Source organism: Vibrio sp. TBV020 (assembly GCF_046056895.1).
In the GTDB taxonomy this organism is placed as follows: Bacteria; Pseudomonadota; Gammaproteobacteria; order Enterobacterales; family Vibrionaceae; genus Vibrio.
Genome location: NZ_JBEEAQ010000003.1, coordinates 2,774,737 through 2,790,768 on the forward strand (window position 1 = coordinate 2,774,737; position 16,032 = coordinate 2,790,768).

Genomic DNA, 16,032 nt, shown 5'->3' on the forward strand with positions numbered 1-16,032 from the left:
ACCTTTGCTCAATTACAAACGAGCAAAATCATTGAAAATTGCCACTGCCATAAGAGAGAAGATAATTGCCCCGCCAATGCGGTAACCCATTTCCTGAAGTTTCTCAGGTACAGGGCGTCTTATTACAGCCTCAATAGCAAAAAACAATAAATGTCCGCCATCTAACATAGGCAGCGGTACAAGGTTAATAATCCCTAAGTTCACACTGATTAATGCAAGGAAGCCTAAAAAGTAGACTAAGCCATAATCGGCTGTCATACCGGCACCCTTTGCGATCGAAATAGGTCCACTTAAGTTGTTCAATCCAACATCGCCCACAATCAGCTTTTTAAGCATGCTAACTGTTAGACTGATCACCTGACCTGTTTTCTCAACCGCCTTTCCGACTGAATCAATTACACCAAATTGTAAGTCGAAGCGATAATTTTCTGGCCATTCTGCGACTTCAGGGGCGATTCCCGCAAAACCAATCACTCGTTTGTCAGCAAGTTCACGGCTATCAGGAATTAGAGTTAAGTTGATGCTCTGACCATTTCGCTCTACCTGAAGTTCAATTGGCGTATTAGGATGCTGCTGAATCGCATCCACTACTTGTTTCCAGTCCGTGATTTCTGCGTCATCAAGAGCGAGCAACACGTCACCGACTTCAAGCCCAGCCTTAGCACCAGCACCGTCTTCTGACACATTGGTCAAGCGAGACGTAATTGCTGGAGTAAATGGAACAAACCCAAGCGCTGACATAGCAGACTCTTTCTCTGGGTCAAAGTTCCAATTAGTTAAGTCAAAAGATTTAATCTGCTCGACACCGATACCATCAGCAGGAGCCACAGTCATTGTAAGCTGACTATCACCAATATGAGCAATAAGCCCCATATTGACCGATTCCCAATCCGCAGTTTTGACGCCAGAAACAGACTTTAGTTCCATTCCCGGTTCCAAACCTGCTTCCGCAGCAATGGAGTAAGGTGTGACTTCACCGACAACAGGTTTAACAGCCGGGACACCAATGAGGAAAACTAACCAGTAAGCGAAGATAGCGAAGAAGAAGTTAAATGCAGGACCTGCTGCAACAATTGCTGTACGTTTCCAAAGTGGTTTGCGGTCAAAAGCAAATTCTTGCTCCCCAGGTTGTAGATCGTCTACACGCCCATCGAGCATCTTGACATAACCACCTAGCGGGATCACAGAAACACTATATTCAGTGCCATCCTTGCCGACCTTGCTCCAAATCGACTTACCAAAGCCAATCGAAAATTTCTCAACCTTTACACCACAGCGTCGTGCTACCCAAAAGTGGCCAAATTCATGAACCGCTACAAGGATTCCCAACGCAATAATAAAGGAAGCAAAATTCCACAAAATACCTGTCATCATTTAAGTCCGCTTACCATGTTGACCGCTAGTTCTCTTGCCATTCTATCGAGGTCTAAAATGCTTTCCAAGTCACGGCATTGTGACGAACTGTAAGAAGCACAAATCTTGTCAGCAACTTGCTCGTTTACTTTTGCGATATCAGTGAATCGCAACTGCTTATTCAAAAACGCTTCTACCGCGATTTCATTTGCAGCATTCAACGCAGTGGTCGCATGTTGTCCAGTATAACAAGCGTCAATTGCCAACTTTAAGCATGGGTAACGATTATAGTCCGGCTCAAGGAACGTCAGTTCACCCACCTTGGTAAAATCAAGCGCTGGGACACCAGCTGCGATTCGCTCAGGATAAGATAGCGTCAGTGCAATCGGTGTCGCCATATCAGGTTCGCCCATCTGTGCTAGCACTGAGCCATCCTTGTATTGCACCATCGAGTGAATAACAGATTGAGGGTGAATCACCACCTTCAGCTGCTCGCGCTGAGTATTAAATAGCCACTTAGCTTCAATATACTCTAGCCCTTTATTCATCATGGTTGCGGAGTCGACCGAGATTTTTGGTCCCATAGACCAGTTAGGATGTGCGATAGCTTGCTCAGGGGTAACAGCATCAAGTGAACTGATGTCGCTATAACGGAATGGACCACCAGACCCTGTAAGCAAGATATGCGAGATACCGTGACTATCAAGCTGACAATGACCTAGGTTAGTTTGAATATCACTAGGTAAACATTGGAAAATCGCATTATGTTCACTATCAACTGGCAGTAGCTCTGCACCATGCTTGTTCACCGCATCGATAAACAGCTGACCTGACATGACCAACGCCTCTTTGTTGGCCAACAGAACACGTTTACCCGCCTTTACCGCTGCCATTGTTGGTAGTAGCCCTGCAGCGCCAACAATCGCCGCCATCACCGTGTCAACCTCATCCATCGATGAGACATCACACATCGCATCGACACCAGAAAGAACTTGAGTCGAAATCTTGAGTTCTGTTAATTGGAGTTTAAGCGCTTTGGCTGCAGTTTCATCAGCCATAACAGCGAACTTAGGCTGCCACTTCTGACACAGTTCGCGCATTTTTGCTACGTTTCGCCCAGCGGCCAACGCAACCACTGAAAACTGTTCAGGATTTTGTTCAAGAACCTTAAACGTGCTCGCTCCGATAGAGCCAGTAGCACCTAGAATCGTTAACTTACGCATAGCAAGAAACCAAAATATGGTAAGGGCAAGCCGAAGCCTGCCTTAAAATATGAAGTATAGGAAAGCAAAAACAGGGAAAGCAGCGGTTAGACTATCAACACGATCTAACACCCCACCATGACCTGGGATAATGTTACTGCTGTCTTTAATTCCAGAAACGCGCTTAAACATGCTTTCAACCAAGTCACCCAATACAGAGATAACCACAGTAACAAGCGTAATTGCGATCATAGAAAAGGGGCTATCAAACTCAATATTGAACCATAGCGCGGTACCCCAACCAACAAGAATCGCAGTAATAATACCGCCCACTAAACCTTCAATAGTCTTGTTTGGGCTAACATGAGGAGCCATTTTGTGTTTACCAAAGCTCTTGCCCGCAAAATAAGCACCGCTATCTGCCGCCCATACAATAAAGCACACATATAGAACCAACTTGGCGCCATGGTAAGGGTCAACATCAACGCCTTCTGCGCGAAGTAATAAAACACTCCAAAAGAAAGGCAACAAAGTGAGTACACCAAAGCTGTGGCGCAAAAGGCTAGAGTGTTGCCATAACGAAGAAGATTTTGGATAGGTAATCGCAAGCACACTCGCCGCTAACCACCAAACGAAACCAATTGCTAAAATCGCGTAATGGCTATTCGTTACTAAATTTAAGCTTAGAGAGTCAAACGGAACGAGAGCTAGACTCGCAGCACTGACTGCGACTGTCGGAATCAACGCGAGTGCACGAGACTTAGCATTGACAAATTGCGTCCACTCCCAGTAACCAATTAACGTTACTGCAGCAATCGCGACCATAAACCATGGTAATGACAGTTCAAATATCCCTAGAATAACTAGAGGAGCAAGGATAAGCGCAGTTATAATTCTTTGTTTCAAACTTGGGTCCTTTATTCGCTTTCCATCAGAGCTTTGACTTGCTCACCAGTACAACCGAAACGACGTTCACGGTTCACAAACCAAGTCACTGCTTCAATTAAGCTGTTTTCGTCGAACTCTGGCCAATAGATTGGCGTGAAATACAGCTCAGCATAGGCCATCTGCCACAGCATAAAGTTACTTATGCGGCATTCGCCACTGGTTCGAATCATCAAATCAACTTCAGGTAAATCTGCCATGGTAAGGTGCTCTGTGATCAATTCTTCACTGATCTCATCGACCTTTAATTCTCCATTGGCAACCTTAGCTGAAATTGCTTTTGTCGCCTGCATAATATCCCACTTACCACCATAATTTGCAGCGATATTAATAACCATGCCGGTATTCGACTCAGTTAACGCTTCAGCCTGAGCAATCTTCTTTTGTAAGCGCTCATTAAAGCGGGATTTATCACCAATCACACGCAGACGTAAATTGTTCTTATGGAGTTTCTTCACCTCAGTAGAAAGTACTGTAATGAACAGTTCCATCAACACGCCAACTTCTTCTTCAGGACGACGCCAATTTTCACTGCTAAATGCAAACAGAGTAATCGCCTTGATACCGAGTTTCGCAGACGTTGAAATAGCTTTACGAACCGCAGCGACACCATTTTTATGACCAAACACACGAGGTTTACCTTGTGCTTTAGCCCAACGGCCATTGCCATCCATGATGATTGCGATATGTTTTGGAAGTAAATCAGGGGAGAGTTGTGAATTATGCATAAACGTTGATAGATAATCAGCAGGGGACAGAGATTAGCATAAAAAAACGCTGTGCTGCGAGCACAGCGCTATTTATATAGAAAGTTTATAGAGAATTAGACTTCCATCAACTCTTTTTCTTTCGCTGCTAACACTTCGTCTACCTGCTTAACTGCAGCGTCTGTTAGCTTTTGGATCTCATCTTGACCTTTACGATCTTCATCTTCAGAGATTTCTTTGTCTTTTAGTAGTGCTTTTAGTTCACCGTTAGCATCACGACGGATGTTACGGATAGCAACACGGCCACCTTCAGCTTCACCACGTACAATCTTAACTAGATCTTTACGACGCTCTTCAGTTAGCGGTGGAAGTGGAACGCGGATGATAGTACCTGCAGACATTGGGTTTAGGCCAAGGTCAGACATCATGATCGCTTTTTCAACTTTTTGCGTTAGCTCTTTGTCGAATACTGTGATTGCTAGTGTACGTGCGTCTTCAGCAACAACGTTCGCAACTTGGTTAAGAGGTGTTGGTGCACCGTAGTACTCTACAGAGATACCAGATAGTAGGCTTGGGTGCGCACGACCTGTACGAACTTTAGAAAGGTTGTTCTTTAGCGCTTCTACGCTTTTTTCCATGCGCTCTTGAGCGTCTTGTTTGATTTCGTTAATCACAATATCACCTTAATGTGTAATTCTTTCTCGAAGAAAGCCTATGCGGGAGTCTTCAAAAGGCAATACCGTAGCATAAATCAATTTACGCTACGGTGATTGGAGTTACTCTGCGTCGCTGATTAGCGTGCCTTCTGCTTCACCCATTACCACGCGACGAAGTGCGCCTGGCTTATTCATATTGAATACGCGGATTGGCATTTTGTGGTCACGAGCCAACGTAAATGCTGCCAAATCCATCACTTTTAGCTCTTTTTCAAGAACTGCACTGAATGAAAGCTTATCATACAGCTCTGCGTCAGGGTTTGCTACTGGGTCAGCGGTAAATACGCCATCTACTTTTGTAGCTTTTAGAACTACGTCAGCTTCAATTTCAATACCGCGCAAACATGCAGCAGAATCAGTCGTGAAGAATGGGTTACCAGTACCTGCTGAGAAAATTACTACACGGCCTTGGCGAAGTTCACGGATAGCATCAGCCCAGTTGTAATCGTCACACACACCTTTAAGTGGGATTGCCGACATTACACGAGCATTCACGTATGCACGGTGAAGAGCATCACGCATTGCTAGGCCGTTCATTACAGTTGCTAGCATACCCATGTGGTCACCAACAACACGGTTCATACCAGCTTCAGCTAGCCCAGCACCGCGGAATAGGTTACCACCACCGATAACCACACCAACTTGAACACCAAGTTCAACTAACTCTTTTACTTCTTGTGCCATGCGATCAAGAACCGCTGGATCAATGCCGAAACCATCTTCGCCTTGAAGAGCTTCACCACTCAGTTTTAACAGAATACGTTGATACGCTGGTTTAGGGTTCGTAGTCATGGAGTTTACCTTCCAAAAGAGAGTTGTTGATTAACAGTCATGGATAAAGACTCTAACAGTCTGCATCCATCACAGCTAAACGATTAACCGTTAGTCATAAAAAGACCGCAGCCTTGGCTACGGTCTAAATAGTATGCGAGTCTCTAAGGATTAACCTTTTTGAGCTGCTGCTACTTCTTCAGCGAAGCTCATTTCTTCAGCTTTCTCGATACCTTCACCTACTTCTAGGCGAACGAATGTAGCTACTGAAGCGCCACGCTCTTTAAGGATTTCGCCAACAGATTTCTTAGGCTCCATGATGAACGCTTGACCTGTTAGAGAGATTTCGCCAGTGAATTTCTTCATGCGGCCAACAACCATCTTCTCAGCGATTTCAGCTGGCTTGCCTTCGTTCATAGCGATTTCAACTTGAACTTCTTTCTCTTTAGCTACTACGTCAGCTGGTACGTCTTCTGGGTTAACGTACTCTGGCTTAGAAGCTGCAACGTGCATTGCAACGTGCTTAAGAGTTTCAGCGTCGCCTTCACCAGCAACAACTACACCGATCTTCTCGCCGTGACGGTAAGAAGCTAGTGCTGCACCTTCAACGTATTGAACGCGACGGATGTTGATGTTCTCACCGATTTTAGCTACTAGAGCAACGCGAGTTTCTTCGAACTTAGCTTGTAGTTCTTCAACAGAAGCTTTAGAAGCTAGAGCGTCAGCTGCAACTTCGTCAGCGAATGCTGTGAAGTTACCATCTTTAGCAACAAAGTCAGTTTGGCAGTTAACTTCAAGAAGAACAGCAACGCCGTTTTCTTCTTTGATGATGATTGCGCCTTCAGCAGCTACGTTACCTGCTTTCTTAGCAGCTTTTGCAGCACCTGATTTACGCATGTTTTCGATTGCTAGTTCGATGTCAGCGTTTGCTTCAACAAGCGCTTTCTTACATTCCATCATACCTGCGCCAGTACGTTCGCGCAGTTCTTTAACTAGAGCAGCAGTAACAGCCATTCTAAATTCCTCAGTTGATTCTGGATTTGGTAAAAAACAGGGGCCTACATTTTCGGCCCCTGCTGATAACTATAACTTAGTTTATGCTACAACTAAGTTGCACATAAACTAAGTGTGACTCGGAGCCGCTATTATTCAGCTTCTACGAAACCATCTTTTTCAGCAGCAACAGCTACGTCTTTGTTACGACCTTCAGTTACTGAAGATGCAGCAGCGTTTAGGTAAAGCTGTACTGCACGGATCGCATCGTCGTTACCTGGGATGATGTAGTCAACGCCGTCTGGGTTAGAGTTAGTATCTACCACAGCGTATACTGGAATACCTAGGTTGTTAGCTTCTTTAATCGCAATGTGTTCGTGATCAGCATCGATTACGAATAGAGCGTCTGGTAGGCCGCCCATGTCTTTGATACCACCAAGAGATTTCTCTAGCTTCTCCATTTCGCGAGTACGCATTAGAGCTTCTTTCTTAGTTAGCTTATCAAAAGTACCGTCTTGAGCTTGAGCTTCAAGTTCTTTTAGACGCTTGATTGACTGACGAACAGTTTTGTAGTTTGTAAGCATACCGCCTAACCAGCGGTTGTTTACGTAAAACTGGTTGCTTGCGATTGCAGCTTCTTTAACAGCTTCAGATGCAGCGCGCTTAGTACCAACGAATAGAACTTTACCTTTCTTCTCGCCAACTTTAGCTAGTTCAGCTAGAGCTTCGTTGAACATTGGTACAGTTTTTTCTAGGTTGATGATATGAACCTTGTTACGAGCACCAAAGATGAATGGCTTCATTTTTGGGTTCCAGTAACGAGTCTGGTGACCGAAGTGAACACCAGCTTTTAGCATATCGCGCATTGATACAGTTGCCATTTTAAAATCCTCTATGGGGTTAGGCCTCCACATCCCCCATAACTCCGACTAGGCTTCTGCCCAGCACCCCGGAATATGTGACGGAATGTGTGTGATTTAAAGATATAAGTTTGTTGGAACTGATCAGCTTCGCTAACTAAGAAACTTAACTAGAGAGAACAGACCACATTCCGGCGCGCTTTATACCATATTTTCACCCTACCTGGCTAGTAAAAAAACATTCTGCGTCTTTTTTCACTCACGGTGAATTACGTGAAGAAAGCCTTGAACCATGAAGAATCATTCTCATTATGCAGTGTTCCTGATAGAATGCGCCCAATCGCACCAATGCGTGCAACAGAACAAAGTAGAGAAAGCCGATGTCAATCAAGATTAAAACAGCTGAAGAAATCGAACGTATGCGACTAGCGGGCGCGTTGGCCGCTGATATCCTAGAGATGATCGAACCCCATATTAAAGAGGGTGTGACAACAGATGAACTAAACCAAATCTGTCACGATTATGGGATTGAAAAAGGCGCGTACTCTGCACCTCTTGATTACCATGGTTTTCCTAAGTCGATCTGTACTTCAATCAACCATATTGTTTGCCACGGAATCCCTGCATCTCAGGATGAAATCGGCAGTAATGGCCAAGTGAAGCCAGCAGTGCTAAAAAACGGCGACATTATTAACGTCGATATTACTGTGATTGTTCCTAATGACGCGGACGCAGACCTGTCTGTACGCCCTGAAGGTTATCATGGTGACACTTCTAAGATGTTCTTCGTTGGTGATGTATCTCCGGCTGACAAGCGCCTATGTATGGTTACTCAAGAAGCACTTTACGTTGGTATGCGCAAAGTGAAGCCAGGCGCAACGGTTGGTGATATTGGTACAGCTATTGAGAAGTACATTAAAGAGAACAACAAGAAGAACCCTCGCAATAAATTCTCTATCGTGAAGGACTTCTGTGGTCACGGTATCGGCAACGAGTTCCATGAAGAGCCACAAATCGTTCACTACAAGAACAACGATCGTCGCGTATTGAAAGAAGGCATGTGTTTCACAATTGAACCAATGATCAATGCAGGTAAGTTTGGCGTGACCGTTGATGCTGAAGATGACTGGACGGTTTACACAGGCGACAGCAAAAAGTCAGCGCAATACGAACACACTATTTTGGTGACGAAGACAGGCTGTGAGGTAATGACACTGCGCAGCGACGACACCATCCCTCGTATGATGAACAACGCTTAATCAAAATCTTCTTTAAAATATCCCCGCTCAGTCGGGGATATTTTTTTATCTGCTCCATTTTGATAGATTGGTATCAAATGGATTTTATGCACGGACTAGCTGAATGGCCTTTCAATCACCGCTCACTTTTGATACTCCTCAACTCTCTGTCACTGAATTAAAAAGTCAGCTAGAGAAATTTGCCAACTATCAAAAACAAGAATTCCTTAACCACCACCCTGTGACTAATTTAGTCCTTGGCCGAGCCGAATATATCGATCTGCTACTCAACCGCTTATGGATACATTTTGGTTTTTCAGCTCTACCAAATATCAGCTTAGTTGCGGTCGGAGGATATGGCCGAGGCGAGCTTCACCCGCTTTCTGACATTGATATCCTAGTCGTTTCGAGAAAAACGCTGCCAGAGTCACTTGCCGGTAAAGTCAGTGAATTTATCACCCTACTATGGGATTTGCGCTTGGAAGTGGGTCACGCGGTACGCTCTGTTGAAGAGTGTGCAGAAATCGGACGTGAAGATCTAACGGTTGCCACTAACCTACAAGAAGCAAGGCTACTATGTGGTTGTGAGGACACTTTCCACCAGCTAAGAATGGTCATTCACTCCGAGTCATTTTGGCCAAGCGAAGTCTTTTATAAAGCAAAAATCCAAGAACAACGTAACCGCCACGCACGCTATCACGATACCACCTACAATCTAGAACCTGACATCAAGTCTACTCCAGGCGGATTGCGAGATATCCATACCTTGAGTTGGGTTGCACGGAGACATTTCGGCGCGACTTCTCTTCTCGAAATGAGTCGCTATGGCTTTCTGACGGACGCAGAATATCGTGAATTAGTTGAGTGCCAAGACTTCTTGTGGCGCGCACGTTTCGCCCTGCATATAGAGCTCAAGCGCTATGATAACCGCCTGACGTTTGCTCACCAAGCTCAAGTTGCAGAGAGCCTCGGTTATACCGGAGAAGGTAATCGCGGCGTTGAAATGATGATGAAAGAGTTCTATCGCACGCTTCGCCGCGTCGCAGAGCTCAACAAAATGCTATTAAAGCTATTTGACCAAGCAATCCTCAACAATGGCATCGAGTCAGAACCCGAAATTCTCAGTGATGACTTCCAGCGTCGTGGCCACTTAATCGAAGCACGTAAGCCAGCATTATTCCAAGCAAGACCCGAGACAATTCTGGATATGTTTTTACATATCGCCAATGACTCGACAATCGAAGGGGTCGCGCCACCGACATTGCGCCAACTTCGAACCGCACGAAGAAGGCTTAATAAATTTCTACATACCATTCCTGAAGCGCGTGAAAAGTTTTTAGATCTTTGTCGCCACCCAAATGCCTTACATAAAGCGTTTAGTCTAATGCATAAGCTTGGTGTTTTAGCTGCCTATCTGCCGCAATGGAGTCAAATCGTAGGGCAAATGCAGTTTGACCTATTCCATGTGTACACCGTGGATGAACACAGCGTCCGCTTGCTAAAACACATCAATACCTTTAGTTACGCCAAAAATCACGACAAGCACCCAATCTGTTGTGAGGTTTACCCTCGAATCCACAAAAAAGAGCTGTTAATCATAGCGGCCATTTTCCATGATATTGGTAAAGGACGAGGGGGTGATCACTCTGTTATTGGCGAAGGTGAAGCCTACTCTTTCTGTATTGAACATGGTCTGTCAAAGCCAGAAGCTAAGTTAGTCGCATGGTTAGTGCGTAACCACCTACTAATGTCTGTAACCGCTCAACGTCGTGATATCTACGATCCGGAAGTTATCACCGAGTTCGCTAAGCAAGTGCGCGATGAAGAGTATTTGGAATACTTGGTTTGTCTGACCGTAGCCGATATATGTGCGACCAACCCAGAACTGTGGAATAGCTGGAAACGCACCCTATTGGCTGAGCTTTTTTACTCTACGCAGCGAGCTCTTCGCCGTGGTTTAGAGAACCCTGTTGATGTTCGAGAACGTATTCGCCACAACCAACAACTGGCTTCTGCGCTATTGCGTAAAGAGGGCTTCAGTGCTCGAGAGATTGAAGTGCTATGGCAACGCTTTAAAGCCGACTATTTCTTACGTCACAGCCACAAGCAGATCGCTTGGCACTGCATGCACCTATTGCGTCATGAGGATCACTCTCAACCATTAATCTTAATATCTAAAAAAGCGACACGCGGCGGCACCGAAGTCTTTGTCTACAGCAAAGACCAACATGCCCTATTCGCTTCTGTCGTGGCTGAGCTCGATCGACGAAACTTCAACGTTCATGATGCACAAGTCATGACCAGTAAAGACGGCTATGTACTCGATACCTTTATGGTCCTAGACCAACATGGTGAAGCCATCGAAGAAAGCCGCCACAAAGCAGTCATCAAACACCTAGCACACGTTTTATCAGACGGCCGTCCGACTAAAATTAAACGTCGTCGCACGCCACGTAATTTGCAGCACTTCAAAGTACAAACCAAAGTGGACTTCCTGCCAACTAAAAGTAAAAAGCGTACCTTGCTCGAATTTGTTGCTCTTGATACTCCGGGGCTACTGGCTACAGTAGGGGCAACCTTTGCCGATCAAGGCGTACATCTACATGCAGCGAAGATCACCACCATAGGTGAACGTGCAGAAGACCTTTTCATCATCACCAGTCCAAATGGTGGAAAGCTCACTGAAGAGGAACAACTTGAATTAAGTGAAAAACTTAGACAAAACATCGCCGAGTTAGCCCCGTAAGCGATCTCAGCCACAAGTTGTTAACTTGATTAAAAAAGCGCTGTCTACCACGATCATAGGCTGCTACATTAGTAAGTGAATTATTCATTTCCTGCATAAAGTAGGAACAATCACTTCAACACAATAGAGGTAGCCTATGTTTCCACACCTCACTGGTTTAGGTATTCAAGATCCTAAACAAATTGAGCGCTATTCCCTTCGCCAAGAAGCGCACAAGGATGTGTTAAAAATCTATTTTCGTAAGCAAAAAGGTGAGCTGTTTGCGAAAAGCGTAAAATTCAAATATCCACGCCAAGTGAAAAATGTTCTGGTTGATAGTGGCAGTCACAAATACCGCGAAGTGACCGAAATCAACCGTAACCTAACTCTAGTAATTGATGAGTTAAACAAGCTGACTAAGCCAGAGAAAGCAGCTGAAGTGGATGTGAAACAGAAAATCCTATCTGATTTGCGTCATTTAGAAAAAGTAGTTTCGAGCAAGATCGCAGAGATCGAAGCGGATCTAGAGAAGCTGAAGTAACAAGTTTTAATCGACTCGGGGGTTGGTACTTAGTTACCAGCCCCTTTTTTTGCGCGTCATCCTCGAGAACGAGGCACGAGTGATTTGGGGATCTCTTGAAACGAGCAGATTACTTTATGAGATTCCTTATTCCTTCTTCATCAGTCTATGAAATGACTAAACCTCAATTAGACTAACCAACCTGCGTATTTGCCAACTAGGTACAACGCGACACCGGCCATGACACCTGCAACAATATCATCAACCATGATACCTAGCCCGCCATGAACACGTTTATCTAACCAGCCAATCGGCCATGGTTTTACCATGTCAAAGAAACGGAATAAGACAAAGCCTGTCACTAGCCATTTCCAATCAGTCGCCGATAAGTTGAATACTGGAACCACCAGCATGGTAATCCAAAAACCCGCAAACTCATCCCACACAATCGAGCCGTGATCATGCACGCCCATATCATCTGAGGTTACCTGACAAATTTTGATACCAATAACGCAAGAGACTAAAACCGCAACGATGTATAGCGGTAATGGAAGTTGGACTAGCAGAAGGTAAAACGGAACCGCTGCTAACGTACCCATAGTGCCAGGAACGATCGGAGACAAGCCACTACCAAAGCCGGTAGCCAATAAATGCCATGGGTTTTTCAAAGAGATGAGAGCAAGAGGGTTTGTCATAACTATCGAATTCTATTTAAAGTGGTCATAACCGCGAAGCGTCCAGTCAATTGGCTGGCCATTGCAATGCAGTTCAAATGTACCTTGCGGTCTAATCTGGCCAATACAGGTTACTTTAGCCCCACAATGCGCTAAAGCACTCTCTATTGAACCCTTATTTTGTTCAGGAACAGTAAAACAAAGTTCATACTCTTCACCACTTGATAATGCATATTGCTGAGCGGTAGTCGGAGTATCAACAAACTGAAGCAGTTCATTAGAAACAGGAAGGCTTGCTACGTCAATGCTCACACCAACATTAGAACGTTTCAGAATGTGTTTTACGTCAGAGATAACGCCATCAGAGATATCAATCGCAGCACTCGCTAAGTTAAGCAAAGCTTGGCCCGCTAAGACTCTTGGCGTGGATAAATAATGTCTTTTCTCAAGCTCTTCAGCACATGGTTTTGCCCGTAGACTCGGATCAAGTACAACATCGAGTCCCGCTTTACTATCACCTAGATTACCCGTGACATAAACCCAATCCCCGACTTTCGCACCATCTCGACGTAACGCTTTTTCAGGATCAACAAGTCCCTGAACCGTTAGTGTAAGGCTTAAAGGACCTTTGGTCGTGTCGCCACCAATTAACTGTATGTCGAAATAGTCAGCAAGCTCAAAGAAAGCATCACAAAACGGAGCTAGCCACGCTTCATCTGGTTCTGGCATCGTCAATGCAAAAGAAACCCAAGCTGGAGTAGCCCCCATAGCGGCAAGGTCACTGATATTTGAAGCAAGAGCTTTATGTGCAACCCACGCAGGATTGGCGTTCGCTAGAAAGTGTGTTCCAGCAACTAAGGTGTCTGTGCTAATCGCGACCGACAAGCCCTCTGGAGCTTTTACTAACGCACAATCATCACCCGCAGCTAGAAGCACATCTTTGCGTTGCTTTTGACGGCCAACAAAATACTTCTCAATTAAGTTAAATTCACCGGACATACGAAATCTATCAATGGTTCAAAGTAACAAGCATAAAAAAGGTCAGCATCTGCTGACCTTTTGGTAATCTTAGTCGATTATTTCTTACGCACGTGTGGTGCAGCTTTATCTAGCACACCATTCACGAATTTGTGGCTTTCTTCTGCAGCGAATACTTTTGCAAGTTCAATCGCTTCGTTAATTACCACTTTGTAAGGGACATCTTCACGACGAGTCATTTCATACATAGCTAGACGAAGCAGTGCTAGCTCCATCATATCCAAGTCTTGCATTGGACGAGCTGTGTATGGACGAATCTTACTATCTAGCTCTGTGTGACTTAGCACAACACCTGTTAGTAGGTCACGGAAGTATGCAACGTCTGTGTCTGGAGTAGAAAGTGCTGGTTCAGAAGCATGATGTTCTTCTTCATCATACTTACCACCTGACAAAAATTGCTCTTCGATGGTAGCAACATTTTCTTTAGTAATTTGCCAAGAGTAGATCGCTTGTAGAGCGAATCGACGTGCATTACGACGTGCGGCTGGTTTCACACTGGCCCCCATTAGGAATCGATTTCTGAAAGAACGTTAATCATCTCAAGTGCGCTTAGTGCAGCCTCTGCACCTTTATTACCAGCCTTGGTTCCTGCGCGCTCAATTGCTTGGTCAATTGTATCAACAGTCAATACGCCGAATGCTACTGGAAGTGAGTATTCCATAGATACTTGCGCAAGACCCTTGTTACATTCACTACAAACATAGTCAAAGTGTGGAGTACCACCACGGATTACCGTGCCTAGTGATACGATTGCATCAAATTTGCCTGTTTTAGCAACACGCTGAGCAACAAGCGGAAGTTCAACTGCACCAGGGCAACGAACTACAGTAATGTTGTCTTCGCTTACTTGGCCGTGACGCTTTAAAGTATCGATTGCACCAGACAATAGACTTTCGTTAATAAAACTGTTGAAACGAGAAATAACGATAGCAATTTTTGCGTTTGGCGCTGGGAAGCCACCCTCGATCACTTTCATAAGCCTTCCTTTAACTATGTTCATCAAGTGAGAATCGCCGGATTCTAGCACAAATCTGTGAGCAATATCTAATAGAAATTTAACAGAAGTGACACTATGGAGGTAAAGCCTCTATCCAGCTTTTAATCACGCCTTTCTGTCAACGAAAGGCGCAGTAACCACGAGTCAGTGTTTATTCACACACATACTCAACAACGTTCAATCCAAAGCCGCCTAACGCATGGTATTTCTTGCTTGCAGAAGAAAGTAGACGCATATCATGAACACCAAGATCGGCTAGGATTTGCGAACCAACACCAACACGACGTGACGTACCTTGTTTCTTCGCAAGCGTAGGCGCTTCACCCTTATCTTGCGCTTCAAACATTTTCACACGGTGAATCAGTAGGTCGGTTGATTCCTCATTACCTAGTACAACTAACACGCCACCTTCACTACCAATTCGCTTCATTGCCGCATCCAATGTCCAGCTGCGCTCTGCATTACGGTCGCTATGCAGCAGGTCAGTAAAGGTATCTTGTAAATGCACACGCACTAATGGTGCTTCTGCAGTTAGATCGCCTTTACATAGTGCATAGTGAATTTGGTTGTCGATAACATCGCGGTAAGTAACCAAATTGAACTCACCAAACTCTGTCGGTAGCTGACACTCAGCAACACGCTCGATGGTTGTTTCGGTGTTATTGCGGTATTCGATAAGGTCTGCAATCGTACCGAGCTTCAAACCGTGTTTTTCAGCAAAGATTTCTAGATCTGGGCGACGTGCCATTGTGCCGTCGTCATTTAGAATCTCAACGATAACGCCTGAAGGTTCATGACCTGCTAAACGTGCTAAATCACAGCCCGCTTCTGTATGACCAGCGCGAGTTAAAACCCCACCTTCTTGGGCCGCTAGTGGGAAGATATGACCCGGTTGAACAAGATCAGCGGCTTTCGCTTCTTTTGCTACCGCGGCTTGAACTGTACGTGCACGGTCAGCCGCAGAAATACCCGTTGTTACACCTTCAGCCGCTTCAATAGATACCGTAAAGTTAGTGGTGTACTGGGCATTGTTATCTTGGACCATAGGTGGCAAGCCTAGACGCTCACAACGCTCTTTAGTCATTGTCAGACAAATTAAGCCACGACCATGCGTCGCCATAAAGTTGATCGCTTCTGGTGTGATCATTTCAGCCGACATAATCAGATCGCCTTCATTTTCACGATCTTCATCATCCATCAGGATGACCATTTTACCTAAACGAATATCTTCAATAATTTCTTGAGGCGTACTAATTGGCATTTTGGTATTCCTATCTTGAGTCGTCGAGCGAA

Annotated in this window: 16 protein-coding genes; 3 read left to right on the forward strand and 13 right to left on the reverse strand. The window is 44.9% G+C overall.

Going from position 1 to position 16,032, the window contains the following annotated elements:
- Positions 1-12: 12 nt before the first annotated feature.
- The 8 genes from rseP to rpsB form a co-directional block, all read right to left on the reverse strand.
- Complete coding sequence (gene rseP / locus AAFX28_RS20705) at positions 13-1,371, reverse strand: sigma E protease regulator RseP (RefSeq protein WP_408690918.1); 1,359 nt, start codon at positions 1,369-1,371, stop codon at positions 13-15.
- Complete coding sequence (gene ispC, locus AAFX28_RS20710) at positions 1,371-2,576, reverse strand: 1-deoxy-D-xylulose-5-phosphate reductoisomerase (protein WP_408690424.1); 1,206 nt, start codon at positions 2,574-2,576, stop codon at positions 1,371-1,373. Before ispC ends, rseP begins: the two co-directional genes overlap by 1 nt.
- Before the next feature lie 42 nt (positions 2,577-2,618).
- Positions 2,619-3,461, reverse strand: a complete 843-nt coding sequence (locus AAFX28_RS20715) for a phosphatidate cytidylyltransferase (RefSeq protein WP_408690426.1) — start codon at positions 3,459-3,461, stop codon at positions 2,619-2,621.
- Between the two features lie 11 nt (positions 3,462-3,472).
- Positions 3,473-4,228 (reverse strand): isoprenyl transferase, encoded by a 756-nt coding sequence (locus tag AAFX28_RS20720; RefSeq protein ID WP_408690428.1) that lies wholly within the window; start codon positions 4,226-4,228, stop codon positions 3,473-3,475.
- A gap of 95 nt (positions 4,229-4,323) precedes the next feature.
- Positions 4,324-4,881, reverse strand: a complete 558-nt coding sequence (frr, locus tag AAFX28_RS20725) for a ribosome recycling factor (protein WP_004415258.1) — start codon at positions 4,879-4,881, stop codon at positions 4,324-4,326.
- 102 nt (positions 4,882-4,983) lie between these two features.
- Positions 4,984-5,715 (reverse strand): UMP kinase, encoded by a 732-nt coding sequence (gene pyrH / locus AAFX28_RS20730; protein WP_053440060.1) that lies wholly within the window; start codon positions 5,713-5,715, stop codon positions 4,984-4,986.
- 150 nt (positions 5,716-5,865) lie between these two features.
- Complete coding sequence (gene tsf / locus AAFX28_RS20735; protein WP_408690431.1) at positions 5,866-6,708, reverse strand: translation elongation factor Ts; 843 nt, start codon at positions 6,706-6,708, stop codon at positions 5,866-5,868.
- Positions 6,709-6,839: 131 nt separating this feature from the next.
- The gene (gene rpsB / locus AAFX28_RS20740; RefSeq protein WP_408690433.1) at positions 6,840-7,568 is read right to left on the reverse strand and encodes a 30S ribosomal protein S2; all 729 of its coding nucleotides are present in this window, start codon (positions 7,566-7,568) and stop codon (positions 6,840-6,842) included.
- Positions 7,569-7,927: 359 nt separating this feature from the next.
- On the opposite strand from rpsB, the gene map reads away from it, so the two are divergent.
- The 3 genes from map to AAFX28_RS20755 all read left to right on the forward strand — a co-directional run bounded on the left by map (position 7,928) and on the right by AAFX28_RS20755 (position 12,051).
- Positions 7,928-8,806, forward strand: a complete 879-nt coding sequence (map, locus tag AAFX28_RS20745) for a type I methionyl aminopeptidase (protein WP_408690435.1) — start codon at positions 7,928-7,930, stop codon at positions 8,804-8,806.
- 103 nt (positions 8,807-8,909) lie between these two features.
- A complete protein-coding gene (gene glnD / locus AAFX28_RS20750; protein WP_408690437.1) occupies positions 8,910-11,531 on the forward strand; it encodes a bifunctional uridylyltransferase/uridylyl-removing protein GlnD in 2,622 nt (873 codons plus the stop codon).
- Positions 11,532-11,667: 136 nt separating this feature from the next.
- A complete protein-coding gene (locus AAFX28_RS20755; RefSeq protein ID WP_408690438.1) occupies positions 11,668-12,051 on the forward strand; it encodes a DUF3461 family protein in 384 nt (127 codons plus the stop codon).
- A 167-nt stretch (positions 12,052-12,218) separates the two neighbouring features.
- Here AAFX28_RS20755 and pgpA read toward each other — a convergent pair whose 3' ends face one another.
- The 5 genes from pgpA to ribBA all read right to left on the reverse strand — a co-directional run bounded on the left by pgpA (position 12,219) and on the right by ribBA (position 16,000).
- The gene (gene pgpA / locus AAFX28_RS20760) at positions 12,219-12,725 is read right to left on the reverse strand and encodes a phosphatidylglycerophosphatase A (protein ID WP_408690440.1); all 507 of its coding nucleotides are present in this window, start codon (positions 12,723-12,725) and stop codon (positions 12,219-12,221) included.
- Between the two features lie 12 nt (positions 12,726-12,737).
- Positions 12,738-13,703 carry a thiamine-phosphate kinase gene (gene thiL / locus AAFX28_RS20765; protein WP_408690442.1) on the reverse strand — a complete coding sequence of 322 codons (966 nt, stop codon included), beginning with the start codon at positions 13,701-13,703 and terminating at the stop codon, positions 12,738-12,740.
- A gap of 77 nt (positions 13,704-13,780) precedes the next feature.
- Entirely contained in the window at positions 13,781-14,248 is a 468-nt protein-coding gene (gene nusB / locus AAFX28_RS20770; RefSeq protein ID WP_005473507.1) for a transcription antitermination factor NusB, read from the reverse strand.
- On the reverse strand, positions 14,248-14,718 hold the full coding sequence (gene ribE / locus AAFX28_RS20775; protein ID WP_047049936.1) for a 6,7-dimethyl-8-ribityllumazine synthase: 471 nt from the start codon (positions 14,716-14,718) through the stop codon (positions 14,248-14,250). The genes nusB and ribE overlap by 1 nt, the downstream gene beginning before the upstream one ends.
- Before the next feature lie 172 nt (positions 14,719-14,890).
- Entirely contained in the window at positions 14,891-16,000 is a 1,110-nt protein-coding gene (ribBA, locus tag AAFX28_RS20780; RefSeq protein ID WP_408690444.1) for a bifunctional 3,4-dihydroxy-2-butanone-4-phosphate synthase/GTP cyclohydrolase II, read from the reverse strand.
- Between the last annotated feature and the right edge of the window lie 32 nt (positions 16,001-16,032).

Coding starts and splice junctions, on each gene's coding strand:
- pyrH (WP_053440060.1), bottom strand. CDS start 5,715: ATGACTACGAACCCTAAACCAGCGTATCAACGTATTCTGTTAAAACTG.
- thiL (WP_408690442.1), bottom strand. CDS start 13,703: ATGTCCGGTGAATTTAACTTAATTGAGAAGTATTTTGTTGGCCGTCAA.
- rseP (WP_408690918.1), bottom strand. CDS start 1,371: ATGACAGGTATTTTGTGGAATTTTGCTTCCTTTATTATTGCGTTGGGA.
- ribBA (WP_408690444.1), bottom strand. CDS start 16,000: ATGCCAATTAGTACGCCTCAAGAAATTATTGAAGATATTCGTTTAGGT.
- map (WP_408690435.1), top strand. CDS start 7,928: ATGTCAATCAAGATTAAAACAGCTGAAGAAATCGAACGTATGCGACTA.
- ribE (WP_047049936.1), bottom strand. CDS start 14,718: ATGAAAGTGATCGAGGGTGGCTTCCCAGCGCCAAACGCAAAAATTGCT.
- tsf (WP_408690431.1), bottom strand. CDS start 6,708: ATGGCTGTTACTGCTGCTCTAGTTAAAGAACTGCGCGAACGTACTGGC.
- glnD (WP_408690437.1), top strand. CDS start 8,910: ATGGCCTTTCAATCACCGCTCACTTTTGATACTCCTCAACTCTCTGTC.
- rpsB (WP_408690433.1), bottom strand. CDS start 7,568: ATGGCAACTGTATCAATGCGCGATATGCTAAAAGCTGGTGTTCACTTC.
- AAFX28_RS20755 (WP_408690438.1), top strand. CDS start 11,668: ATGTTTCCACACCTCACTGGTTTAGGTATTCAAGATCCTAAACAAATT.
- AAFX28_RS20720 (WP_408690428.1), bottom strand. CDS start 4,228: ATGCATAATTCACAACTCTCCCCTGATTTACTTCCAAAACATATCGCA.
- pgpA (WP_408690440.1), bottom strand. CDS start 12,725: ATGACAAACCCTCTTGCTCTCATCTCTTTGAAAAACCCATGGCATTTA.
- ispC (WP_408690424.1), bottom strand. CDS start 2,576: ATGCGTAAGTTAACGATTCTAGGTGCTACTGGCTCTATCGGAGCGAGC.
- nusB (WP_005473507.1), bottom strand. CDS start 14,248: ATGGGGGCCAGTGTGAAACCAGCCGCACGTCGTAATGCACGTCGATTC.